The organism is Streptomyces sp. NPDC028910 (genome assembly GCF_055564955.1).
Genome location: NZ_JBVHVF010000003.1, coordinates 398802 through 410924, shown reverse-complemented (window position 1 = coordinate 410924; position 12123 = coordinate 398802). Strand labels below are relative to the sequence as shown.

Sequence of the window (12123 nt, the reverse complement as noted above, 5' to 3'; positions counted from 1 at the left end):
CGCGGGCAGCGCGGGCAGCGCGGGCAGCGCGGGCAGCGCGGGCAGCGCGGGCAGCGCGGGCAGCGCGGGCAGCGCGGGCAGCGCGGGCAGCGCGGGCAGCGCGGGTGAGGCGGGTGGCGCGGCCAGCGCGGGGTGGCGCGGCCAGCGCAGGTGGGGCGGGCAGCGCGGGCAGCTGGCGCGGCCAGCGCGGACGCCGTCCGGGTGGCGCGGGTGTCGCCCGGATGGCGCGGGTGGCGCCAACCGGACGTCCCGTCCCGTCCGTCCCGACCCGCCCCGGACGCACGAAAACGACCTACGAGACGGGCTCCCTGCGCCGGTATTACCCGGATCAGGTAGTGGGGGTCGCCTTCCGGTCTTGCGACCTTCAGGCCTCTCAGCCCAACCGTCGACGTCGGCCACGGCGGACTCAAGCTCTCCGCCAAAGTCGGCTACTCCGGTTGAACTCCCTCGCTCATCCCGTAGGCCTACCTTCAGAATACCGCTCCACAGACCGGACAAACCGGGGCGTATCATGATTTTTTCAGACCGGACACCGCCTCCTACCCGGCCCGCCTCCCCGCGCCCCCTCGGCCTTGCCGCCTTGGGGTCGGGTGGGCACCCCCGCCCCGGAGCGGTGGGGCCGAAGGGGCGAAAACCCCGCACGCGCCAAGGGTCAGACGTCAAGCCTCCCTCGGCGCCTCCGCCGTGGAGCCGCGGACCACCAGTTCCGGCTGGAAGACGTACTCCGTGCGCTGGACCGGCGTGCCGGACACCGCCTCCAGCAGCGCGCCCACCGCCGCCGTCGCCATCGCGCGCACCGGCTGCCGCACGGTCGTCAGCGGCGGGTCCGTGAACGCGATCAGCGGTGAGTCGTCGAAGCCGACCACCGACACGTCCTGCGGCACCCGCAGCCCCCGCTCGCGCGCCGCGCGGATGACGCCCAGCGCCATCGGGTCGCTGCCGCACACGATGCCCGTGCAGCCGCGGTCCAGCAGGGCCATGCCCGCCGCGTGGCCGCCCTCCACCGTGAACAGCGTCCGCTGGATCAGCCCCTCGGACCGCGCCGAGGGTACCGCGGCGAGGAACCCCTGCTCCTTGCGGGCCGACGGCACGTACCTGGTCGGGCCGATGGCCAGGCCGATCCTCCGGTGGCCCAGGTCCTCCAGGTGCCGCACCGCCATGTCCGCCGCCGCCCGGTCGTCGGGGGAGACGAAGGGCGCGCTGATCTGCTCGTTGAAGCCGTTGATCAGGACGAACGGGACCCCGCGGGCGGCGAGCCGCTGATAGCGGGCCGGGTCCGCCGCCGAGTCCGCGTGCAGGCCCGACAGGAAGACGATCCCCGTGACCCCCCGCTCCTCCAGCTGCTCCACCAGCTCGTCCTCGGTGGCCCCGCCCGGGGTCTGCGTGCACAGCACCGGCGTGTACCCGTGCCCGGCGAGCGCCTGCTCTATGACCTGCGCGAAGGCCGGGAAGATCGGGTTGGTGAGCTCCGGGATCAGCAGCCCGACCAGGCCGTTGCTGCGGCGCCGCAGCCGTACGGGCCGCTCGTAGCCCAGCAGGTCGAGCGCGGCCAGCACCTTGTGCCGGGTGCCGGCCGCCACGCCCGGTTTGCCGTTGACCACCCGGCTGACGGTCGCCTCGCTGACCTGGGCCTGCGCGGCGATGTCCGTCAGCCGCAGCGGGGAAGTCACCCCTGCCACCACACCGTGCAGTCCGCCGGGAGGACGTCCGGCTCCGCCAGCTCCGCGCTGGCGAGCAGGGCCGCGCCCGGCGCGGGCAGCCGTACGGGCGCGTCCGTGGTGTTCACGGTGCAGACGAAGTCCCCGCGCCTGAAGGCCAGTACGCCGGCCGGTGCGGGCAGCCATTCGACGGCGTCGCCCGCGCCCAGCGCCGGGTGCGCGCGCCGCAGGCGCAGGGCCGCGCGGTACAGCTCCAGCGTGGACGCCGGGTCGCCGGTCTGCGCCTCCACGCTCAGGCCCGCCCACTCGGCGGGCTGGGGCAGCCAGCTGCCGCCCGTGCCGAAGCCGTACGGGGCCTGGTCGCCGGACCACGGGATCGGCACGCGGCAGCCGTCGCGGAGCCCGTCCTGGCCGTTCGCCTTGAAGAAGGAGGGGTCCTGGCGCACCTCGTCCGGCAGGTCCACCACCTCCGGGAGCCCCAGCTCCTCGCCCTGGTAGACGTACGCCGACCCGGGCAGGGCGAGCATCAGCAGCGCGGCCGCCCGCGCCCGCTCCAGGCTGCCGAACCGGGTGCGGTGGCGGACCACGTCGTGGTTGGACAGCACCCAGGTGGTCGGCGCGCCGACCGGCCGCATCGAGTCGAGCGAGTCGTCGATGGCGGTGCGCAGCGCCTCGGCGTCCCAGCCGGTGCTCAGGTAGTGGAAGTTGAAGGCCTGGTGCAGCTCGTCGGGGCGCAGGTAGAGCGCGGTCCGGTCGGCGCTCGGCGTCCACGCCTCGGCGACGCCGATGCGGTCGCCGGCGTACTCGTCGAGGACCCGGCGCCAGGAGCGGTAGATCTCGTGGACCCCGTCCTGGTCGAAGAAGGGCAGCACCTGGTTGCCGAGCAGCTTGAGCTGCTCGTCGCGGCCGAGGTCGGGCAGGCCGGGGGCCTTGACCAGACCGTGGGCGACGTCGATGCGGAAGCCGTCGGCGCCGAGGTCGAGCCAGAACCGCAGGATGGAGCGGAACTCGTCCTGGACAGCGGGGTGTTCCCAGTTGAAGTCGGGCTGTTCGGGGGCGAAGAGGTGCAGGTACCACTCGCCGTCCGCGACCCGGGTCCAGGCCGGGCCGCCGAAGATGGACTCCCAGTCGTTGGGCGGGAGCTCCCCGCGGGCTCCCTGTCCCGGGCGGAAGTGGAAGCGCTCGCGCAGCGGGGTGCCCGGGCCTTCGCGCAGTGCCTGCTTGAACCATTCGTGCTGGTCGGAGCAGTGGTTCGGGACCAGGTCCACGATGATGCGCAGGCCCAGTTCGTGGGCCTCGCGGATCACGGCGTCGGCGTCGTGCAGGGTGCCGAACATCGGGTCGATGGCCCGGTAGTCGGCGACGTCGTAGCCCGCGTCGGCCTGCGGAGAGGCGTAGAAGGGGCTGAGCCAGACGGCGTCGACGCCCAGCTCCTTGAGGTAGGGCAGGCGGCTGCGGATGCCTTCGAGGTCCCCCATGCCGTCCCCGTTGGAGTCGGCGAAGCTGCGTGGATAGACCTGGTAGATCACCGCTTCTCTCCACCAGCCGGGCCGGGTGCCGGTGGAGGTGGGAAGTGCGTCGGCGAGGTGCTGGGTCATGTCGTCCTTGAAGAGATCGGGCCGGGGGTGAGAGGGGGCGGGCAACGGGTACGAGCAGGGTGGTCAGCCCTTGGTCGCGCCTGCCGTCATCCCGGCGACGAGGTGACGCTGGGCGAAAACGAAGAAGATCGCCGCGGGGATCGCGATGAGGACCGAGGCGGCGCTCATCGCACCCCAGTTGGAGGTGTACTGCGTGACGAAGGTCTGCAGGCCGCCGGCCAGGGTGAGGTTCTCCTCACCGACCATGAAGGCGGAGGCGTACGCGACTTCGCCCCAGGCGGTGATGAAGGCGTAGAAGCCGGTGACGGCGAGGCCCGGCTTGGCGAGCGGCAGGATCAGCCGCCAGAAGGTGCCGAAGGGGTTGAGCCCGTCGACGCGGCCGGACTCGTCGATCTCCACCGGGATGGTGTCGAAGAAGCCCTTCATCATCCAGGCGCAGAACGGCACGGCGATGGTGAGGTAGGTGATGATCAGGCCGACCGGCTGGTTGAGCAGGCCGAGGTCGCCCATCAGGTTGTAGAGCGGGACGATGAGGATCGCCATCGGGAACATCTGCGTGATGAGCAGGGTCCACATCAGCGGCTTCATGCCGGGGAACTTGAACCGGCTGACCGCGTATCCGGTGGTGGCGGCGATGAACACACCGAGGACGGTGGTGACGCCGGCGACCAGGACGGAGTTCGCGAACCAGCTGAGGAAGTGGCTCGACTCCAGCAGGTACGTGTAGTTGCCGAGGGTCGGTTCCCTGACGAAGTCGGTGGTGATCGCGTGCTGCGCGGGCTTGAGCGAGGTCAGCAGGATCCACAGCACCGGGAAGACGGCGATGACGGACGCGACGAGCAGGGTCAGGTGCAGGCCGACGGAGGCGAGCGGGGCGCGGGAGCCCCGAGTGCGGGTGGTCATGGTCACCACACCTCTCCCTGCTTGCGCAGCGAGCGCCGGTAGACCAGCGCGAAGATCATGAGCAGGGCGAGGATCAGTACGCCCCAGGTCGCGGAGCCGGCGAAGTCGCGCGGGCTCGCGACGAACGCCTCGCGGAAGGCCTGCGTCACCAGGATCTCGGTGGAGTCACCGGGTCCGCCGCGGGTGAGCAGGAAGATCACCGGGAACATGTTGAAGGTCCAGATGGTGGAGAGCAGGATCACCGTCATGCTCACCGCGCGCAGCCCGGGCAGCGTGATGTGCAGGAAGCGCTGCCAGGCGGTGGCGCCGTCCATCTCGGCGGCCTCGTAGAGCTCGCCGGGGATGGACTGGAGTCCGCCGAGCAGGGCGACCATCATAAAGGGGACGCCGAGCCAGACGTTGACGGCGACGACCGAGAACTTGGCCCAGGTCGGGTCGTCGAGCCACGGGACGGCCGCGATGCCGCCGCCGTCGAGGATCTTGTTGAGGATGCCGTTGTCGCGGTTGAAGAGGAACCGCCATGCGAAGACGGAGACGAAGCCGGGCACGGCCCACGGCAGGATGAGCGCCATCCGGTAGGCGGCGCGGCCCCGGAACTCCCGGTTGAGCACGTTGGCCAGGACCAGGCCGAGGGTGAAGGTGATGGACACGCACGCGACGGTCCACACCACCGTCCACACCAGCCGCTGCAGGAACACCGGATCGCCGAGCACGGCCGTGTAGTTGTCGAGTCCGACGAACTCGTACGTGGCGTCGATGTGACGCGCGCCGATGGTGCGGGAGACGTTGCGCTCGTTGGCGTCGGTCAGCGACAGGTAGACGCCGCGGACGAGCGGCCAGCCGATGATCACGCCGAGGACGAGCACCACCGGGGCGACCATGGCCCAGGCGTACCAGTGGGTGGCGAGGGCGCGCCTCAGTCCACCGTTGTTCCCGCTGTCAGTCCTGCGGCTCCGGCCGCGGGCGGCGGCGTCGTTCCCGACGCCGTCGCCCGCGGCCTTCGCCACCGACTGGCTGGTGTGAGCAGCCATCTTTATCTACTACTTCCAACCCTTGAGGATCTTGCGGAACTCGGCTCCGGCCGCCTTGGCCGCGTCCTCGGGGCTCGACGCCCCGGTGATCGCCTTGGTGTATTCGACCTTCAGCGGCTCGAAGAGGGAGCCGTTCTCCGGGATCCAGGCGCGCTCGACGGCCTTGTCCACGGCCGGCTTGAAGAACTGCACCATCTCGCTGCCCTTGACGTCCGGCTGCTCGTAGGCGGCGCTGCGGGTCGGGAGCAGGCTCAGGTCCTTGGCGGACTGCACCTGGACCTCCTGCGAGGTCATGTACTCGACGAAGGCGTGCGCGGCGGCGCGGTTCTTCGAACCGGCGTAGACGCCGAGGTCGTGGCCGCCCTGCGGGGAGCCCGCCTTGACCGAGCCGGCCGGGACCGCGGCGACGCCGAGGTTGGCCTTGTCCTTGAACTGGTCGCCGGCGTAGGTGTCGGCGACGGCCCACGGACCGTTGATCATCATGGCGGCCTCGCCGGTCTTGAAGGCCGTCTGCATGTTGGTCCAGCCGTCCGTGGCGTTGGTGACCGCCGCGCCGGAGGTGACCAGGTCGCGGGCGGTCTTGAAGGCCTTGACGCCCGCCGCGTTGTCGACGGTGACCGTCTTGGTCTTCGCGTCGACCAGGTCGCCGCCCTCGCCGTAGATCAGCGGGAGGAACCAGTAGGAGTCGTCACCGCGCAGGTAGAGACCGGCCTTGCCGGTCTTCGCCTTGATGGCCGCGGCGGCCGTCTTCAGCTCCTCCAGCGTGGTGGGGGGCTGGACACCGGCGTCGGCGAGCATCTTCTTGTTGTAGAAGAGCCCGAGGGTGTCGATGACCTGCGGCACGGCGTAGGTCTTGCCCTCGTACTTGCCGCTGGCCGCGGCCTGCGGCAGGAACTCGGCGTCGATCTTCTTCGCGGTCTCGGCCGGCACCTCGTCGAGGTAGCCCAGCGAGGCGAAGTCCGCGACCCAGCCGACGTCGGCGCGGATCACGTCGGGGGCGTCGGAACCGCTGCTGAAGGCGTTCTTGACCTTGTTCTGCGCGTCGCCGTACGGGACGTTGACGTACTTGACGGTCACCTTCGGGTGCTTCGCGGTGAACGCCTCGGCGATCTTCTGGAAGCTGGCCTTCTCGGCGTCGTTCGAGGTGTCCCACCAGGTGACCGTGCCGGAAAGCTCGCCGCCGGCCTTCGTCTCGCCACCGTCGCCCTTGGTGTCACCGCCGCAAGCCGTCGCCGCGAGCGCCAGGGTCGCGACCAGCGCGGTGGCCGCTATGCCACGCCGCATATGAACTCCTTCGATGATCCCGGCCGCGCCCTCGCGGTCCCGAGTTGCCAGGAACGTAACAAGACTGAAAGAGGACCGAAAGGGCTTGCGGCAATTTTCTGCAAGACCGGGGGATCGTTACATCCGTGTGTCCGTACGGTTGCCTCCGCTTGCTGTTAGTTCGAGTCACCTTCGACTGCCCGGGCCCGCAACCAGGGGGCGTGTACCCGCGTTGACCCCGATATGACCCACGAGTCGACGGCCGTCCAGCTTGCAAGCGCTTCCAGCAACGCGACCGCGAACGGTGGCTGGTGGCGTGATGCCGTCATCTATCAGGTGTACGTAAGGTCCTTCGCCGACAGCGACGGCGACGGCGTCGGCGACCTGCGCGGGGTCCGCTCCCGCCTCCCCCACCTCGCCCGCCTCGGGGTCGACGCCGTGTGGCTCACCCCCTTCTACGTCTCCCCGCAGGCCGACGGCGGCTACGACGTCGCCGACTACCGGGCCGTCGATCCGCTCTTCGGGGACCTCTCCGACGCCGACGAGCTCGTCCGGGCCGCCCACGCGCTGGGGCTGCGGGTCATCGTGGACGTCGTCCCGAACCACACCTCCGAGCAGCACCCGTGGTTCCGGGCCGCCCTCGCCGGCGACGTGGAGGCCCGGGAGCGCTACCACTTCCGCCCGGGGCGGGGTCCCTCCGGGGAGCTCCCGCCGAACGACTGGGAGTCGATCTTCGGCGGACCCGCCTGGACCCGCACCCCGGACGGCCAGTGGTACCTGCACCTCTTCGCCCCCCAGCAGCCGGACCTGGACTGGGACCACCCGGAGGTCGCCGCCGAGTTCGCCTCCGTACTGCGCTTCTGGCTCGACCTCGGCGTCGACGGCTTCCGCATCGACGTCGCCCACGGCATGGTCAAGGCCCCCGGCCTGCCCGACATCGGCCGCGGCGCCCAGGCCACCCTCATCGGCACCGAGCCGCTCCCCTTCTTCGACCAGGACGGGGTCCACGAGATCCACCGCTCCTGGCGCCGCCTCCTCGACTCCTACGAGGGCCCGCGCATCGGGGTCGCCGAGGCCTGGGCGCCGACCTCCGAGCGGCTCGCCCTGTACGTGCGCCCCGACGAACTGCACCAGGCCTTCAACTTCCGCTTCCTGAACTGCCCGTGGGACCCCGCCGCGATGCGCACGGTCATCGACGAGTCCCTGGCCGCCACCACCTCGGTCGGCGCCCCGACCACGTGGGTGCTGTCCAACCACGACGTCGTACGCCATGTGACCCGGTACGGGGGCGGGGCCCGCGGCCTGGCCCGGGCGCGGGCCGCCGCCATGCTGATGCTGGCCCTGCCCGGGTCGGCGTACGTCTACCAGGGCGAGGAGCTCGGCCTGCCCGAGGTGGTGGACCTGCCGGACGCGGCGCGCCGGGACCCTGCCTTCCACCGCAGCGCCGGACAGGACGGGCTGCGCGACGGGTGCCGGGTGCCGCTGCCCTGGTCGGGCGCGGAGCCCCCGTACGGCTTCGGGCCGGCGGGCAGCTGGCTCCCGCAGCCCGCGGGCTGGGGCGGCCTCAGCGTCGCCGCCCAGACCGGCGACCCGCACTCCACGCTGGAGCTCTACCGCGCCGCCCTGGAACTGCGCCGGGCGATGCCGGGTCTGGGCGCGCCCGAGGCGGGGCAGGACGGACCCGCCGCCGACGCCTTCGACGATCCCTCCGATGGCGTGGATGCCGTGGATGCCGTGCGTGCCGTGGATGCCTCCGAAGCCTCCGACACCTGGGGCGATCCGCCGGCCGGGCTCCGGGATCCGTCCGGGATGCGGTGGCTGCCCGCACCCGAGGGCGTCCTCCTCTTCACCCGCCCCGGCTTCGCCTGCACCCTCAACACCCGGCCCGACCCGGTCGAACTCCCCGCGCCCGGACGTCCCGTACTGTCCAGCGCCCCCGTGGAGACGGACGGCCGCACGGTCCGTCTTCCCGCGGATTCGTGCACGTGGTGGGCAATTTAAAGGTGCGACCGGTACAGTCCAATCCCGTGACCGCACGGCTAGCCGACATCGCAGCCCAGGCGGGGGTCAGCGAAGCCACAGTCAGCCGCGTGCTCAACGGCAAGCCCGGTGTGGCCGCCGGCACCCGTGAGTCCGTACTGGCCGCGCTCGACGTGCTCGGCTACGAACGGCCCGTACGGCTGCGCCAGCGCAGCGCGGGACTCGTCGGGCTGATAACCCCCGAACTGGACAATCCCATCTTCCCGGCGCTCGCCCAGGTCATCGGCCAGGCCCTGACCCGGCAGGGGTACACCCCGGTGCTGGCCACGCAGACGCCCGGCGGGTCCACCGAGGACGAGCTGACCGAGATGCTGGTCGACCGCGGGGTCTCCGGGATCATCTTCGTCTCCGGCCTGCACGCCGATACGACCGCCGACATGGGCCGCTACGACCAACTCCGCGGGCAGGGCGTCCCGTACGTCCTCATCAACGGCTTTTCCGACAAGGTGCAGGCGCCCTTCGTCTCGCCCGACGACCGGGCCGCGATGCAGCTCGCGGTCACCCACCTCACGGCGCTCGGGCACACCCGGATCGGGCTCGCGGTCGGACCGAAGCGGTTCGTTCCGGTGCTCCGCAAGATCGAGGGTTTCCGGCTCGGGATGAAGGAGCGGCTCGGGCTCGGCGAGGCCGAGATCGAGGAGCTGATCCAGCACTCCCTCTACACGCTGGAGGGCGGCCAGGCCGCCGCGGCCGCGCTGATCGCGCGGGGCTGCACGGCGGTGGTGTGCGCGAGCGACATGATGGCGCTGGGCGCGATCCGGGCGGCCCGGCAGCAGGGGTTGAAGGTGCCGCAGGAGGTGTCGGTGGTCGGCTTCGACGACTCGCCGCTCATAGCGTTCACCGATCCGCCGCTGACCACCATCCGTCAGCCCGTGCAGGCCATGGGGCAGGCGGCCGTACGGACCCTGCTGGAGGAGATCGGCGGTACGCCGGCCCCGCACAGCGAGTTCGTCTTCCTGCCCGAACTGGTGGTGCGCGGTTCCACGGCCTCGGGTCCGGGACAGCGGCGCAGGCCTTAGGGGCGGCGCCTGGGGGCGACGCCTGACGGCGGCCCCCGGGCCGTCTCCTCCCCAGGGCTGAGCGGCTGCGGCGAAGACCGTCCCGGGGGATGATCGGAGACGAGAATGCATCTGGCAGACTCTCTCCCCATGGGTGAATCGAGCGTGAAGACACTGGAAACCCGGACGGACGTCTCATCACCCATTGTGGTCGAGACCGAGACCCGCCCGGGGTCCGACCGCTCCCTTCTGTCCCGGCTGCGCGCCCCGCGCAGGCCGCGGATCTGGTTCGAGGTCCTGCTCATCGCGGTCAGCTACTGGACGTACTCCCTGATCCGCAACGCGGTGCCCGAGCAGAAGGCGGACGCCCTTCTGAACGCCGACTGGATCTGGAGCATCGAGCGGACCCTCGGCCTCGCCTTCGAGGAGTCGGTCAACCGCGCGGTCAATTCCGTGACGTGGCTGATCGTGGGCATGAACTACTACTACGCCACGCTCCACTTCGTGGTGACCATCGGCGTGCTGGTGTGGATCTACCGCTTGCATCCCGGGCGTTACGCGGCCACCCGCCTCGTCCTGTTCGCCACCACGGGCGTGGCCCTGGTCGGCTACTACCTCTTCCCGCTCGCGCCGCCCCGGCTGATGAACGGGCAGAACTTCATCGACACCGTGCTGGTCCACCACACCTGGGGGTCCATGGCCTCCGGGAACCTCAAGCACATGTCGAACCAGTACGCCGCGATGCCTTCCATGCACATAGGGTGGTCGCTCTGGTGCGGGCTGACGATCTTCGCGGTCGCCTCGGCTCCCTGGGCCCGGATCCTGGGCCTGCTCTATCCGACGGTGACCCTCGTCGTCATCGTGGCCACCGCCAACCACTTCTGGCTCGACGCCGTGGGCGGCCTGCTCTGTCTGGGCTTCGGCTACACGGTCTCGCGGTGCTGGTTCGGCTCGATGCCCCACCTCCTGCCCCGCCACCCGGAACACACGGGTCCGCATCCGGCGGCCGAGGTGCTCAACCGCTTCCGCCGCTAGGCCCTGTCCGTCAGAGGCCGTCCTCGCGGTGGGTGATCCGCCCGCCGGACATGGTGAGCCGGATCGGGGCCCCGGCCAGTTCGTCCGGCGCGGCCGTGACCGGGTCGAGGGCGAAGGCCGTCAGATCGGCCCGGTAGCCGGGCGCGATCCGGCCCGCCATCTGCTGCTCCCCCGCCGCGAGCGCCGCGTGCGAGGTCATGCCCTCCAGAGCCATCAGCCCGGTGAGGGCCGGGCCCGCCGAGGCCGCGCCGAGCGGGCTGCGGGCGGCGAACAGGACCTGACGGGCGTCGTAGGGAGCGACCGGCCAGTCCGAGCCCAGCGCGAGAACGGCTCCCGCGTCCCGCAGGTCGCGGCAGCGCCAGGCCCGCCCGGCCCGGTCCTCCCCCAGCCGCTTCGACCACGCGTCGGTGTGGTCGGCGCGGGTGTACGCGGCGTGCGGCGGCTGCATCGAGGCGATCACCCCGAGCTCCGCGAACCGCTCCAGCTGGTCGTCCGGGACGGTCTCGATGTGCTCGATGCGGTGCCGCGTCCGGGCCCGCCCGCCCAGTGCGGCGACCGTGTCCAGGACATGGCGGACCGCCGCGTCACCGACGGCGTGGGTGGCGGTGCGCACCCCGGCCGCGTCCAGGACCCGTACGGCCTGCGCGTAGACCCGCGGGTCCGGCCAGAAGGCGTCGGTGCCACGGCCGTGGCAGTCGGCGTACTCCAGCCAGGCGGTGCCGCCCTCGACGGTGCCGTCCATGAAGAACTTCACCCCGCCGACCCGCCAGTGGCGGCCGGCCAGGCGCTGGAGCCCGATCAGCCCGTCCAGCTCCTCGGAGGTGGCGCCCGGCATGCACCAGGGGGCCAGGTTCAGCCGCAGCGGCAGGTCGCCCTCGTACTCGACGGTCGCGAGGAGGGCCGGTACGTCGCCGTCGCCGAGGTCCATGACGTGGGCGCCGGTCAGGCCGGTGGCGGCCATGTCGCCGAGCAGGCCGACGAGGCGGGCGCGGCGCTCGGCCGGCCGGGGCTTGGGGACGAGGGCGCCCACGAGGGCCATCGCCGCGTGCTCGACGAGGTGACCGGTGGGACGCCCCTCGCGGTCGCAGACGATCTCGGAGCGCTGGGCGAAGGCGCGGGGGCCGGTGATGCCGGCGGCGGCGAGGGCCGCGCCCGAGACGAGGGCGGAGTGGCCGTCGTAGAGGCGCAGGAGGGCGGGGGCGCCGCCCAGCGCCTCCTCGATCAGGGCCCGGTCGACGGGGTGCCCGCCGAAGGCGTTGTGGTCGAGGCCGTGGCCCACCACCCATCCCCGGTCGCGCTCGGCGGCGCGCAAGGCGGCGCGCAGCTGGTCGAGGTCGCGGACGGCGGAGAGGTCGGTGCCGCCCGCCATCTCGATGCCCCAGACGGGGTGGCTGTGGGCGTCGGTGAGGCCGGGGGTGAGGGTGGCGCCGCCGAGGTCGATCAGCTCGGTGCCGGGGCCGCGCCAGTCCCGTACGTCGGCCTCGTCGCCGACGGCCACGACCGCGCCGTCGCGCAGGGCCACGGCGCGGGCTCCGGGGCGGCCGGGGTCGAGGGTGCGGACGCGGGCTCCGGTCAGGACGGTGTCGGCGGCGGGCAC

At 71.9% G+C, this 12123-nt stretch carries 9 protein-coding genes and 1 pseudogene; 3 read left to right on the top strand and 7 right to left on the bottom strand.

The features are described 5' to 3' along the window. From ACZ4TV_RS06705 to ACZ4TV_RS06680, 6 genes and pseudogenes are all read right to left on the bottom strand, one after another. Window positions 1-240: pseudogene (locus ACZ4TV_RS06705) on the bottom strand (hypothetical protein); the annotation flags it as partial. 419 nt (window positions 241-659) lie between these two features. Then, window positions 660-1679, bottom strand: a complete 1020-nt coding sequence (locus tag ACZ4TV_RS06700) for a LacI family DNA-binding transcriptional regulator (protein WP_468131384.1) — start codon at window positions 1677-1679, stop codon at window positions 660-662. Next, window positions 1667-3256, bottom strand: coding sequence for a glycoside hydrolase family 13 protein (locus tag ACZ4TV_RS06695; RefSeq protein ID WP_468131382.1), 1590 nt, complete (start codon window positions 3254-3256; stop codon window positions 1667-1669). Before ACZ4TV_RS06695 ends, ACZ4TV_RS06700 begins: the two co-directional genes overlap by 13 nt. Before the next feature lie 63 nt (window positions 3257-3319). Next, complete coding sequence (locus ACZ4TV_RS06690; RefSeq protein WP_468131380.1) at window positions 3320-4159, bottom strand: sugar ABC transporter permease; 840 nt, start codon at window positions 4157-4159, stop codon at window positions 3320-3322. 2 nt (window positions 4160-4161) lie between these two features. Further along, complete coding sequence (locus ACZ4TV_RS06685; RefSeq protein ID WP_468131378.1) at window positions 4162-5190, bottom strand: carbohydrate ABC transporter permease; 1029 nt, start codon at window positions 5188-5190, stop codon at window positions 4162-4164. Between the two features lie 9 nt (window positions 5191-5199). Beyond that, the gene (locus ACZ4TV_RS06680) at window positions 5200-6474 is read right to left on the bottom strand and encodes an extracellular solute-binding protein (protein ID WP_468131376.1); all 1275 of its coding nucleotides are present in this window, start codon (window positions 6472-6474) and stop codon (window positions 5200-5202) included. A 222-nt stretch (window positions 6475-6696) separates the two neighbouring features. Here ACZ4TV_RS06680 and ACZ4TV_RS06675 point away from each other — a divergent pair, with 222 nt between their 5' ends. From ACZ4TV_RS06675 to ACZ4TV_RS06665, 3 genes are all read left to right on the top strand, one after another. Continuing rightward, complete coding sequence (locus ACZ4TV_RS06675; protein WP_468131374.1) at window positions 6697-8454, top strand: glycoside hydrolase family 13 protein; 1758 nt, start codon at window positions 6697-6699, stop codon at window positions 8452-8454. A 26-nt stretch (window positions 8455-8480) separates the two neighbouring features. After that, window positions 8481-9512 carry a LacI family DNA-binding transcriptional regulator gene (locus ACZ4TV_RS06670; protein WP_468131372.1) on the top strand — a complete coding sequence of 344 codons (1032 nt, stop codon included), beginning with the start codon at window positions 8481-8483 and terminating at the stop codon, window positions 9510-9512. A gap of 129 nt (window positions 9513-9641) precedes the next feature. Further along, window positions 9642-10526, top strand: a complete 885-nt coding sequence (locus tag ACZ4TV_RS06665; protein ID WP_468131370.1) for a phosphatase PAP2 family protein — start codon at window positions 9642-9644, stop codon at window positions 10524-10526. A 10-nt stretch (window positions 10527-10536) separates the two neighbouring features. On the opposite strand, the gene ACZ4TV_RS06660 is transcribed toward ACZ4TV_RS06665, so the two are convergent. After that, window positions 10537-12123, bottom strand: coding sequence for an amidohydrolase (locus ACZ4TV_RS06660; RefSeq protein ID WP_468131368.1), 1587 nt, complete (start codon window positions 12121-12123; stop codon window positions 10537-10539).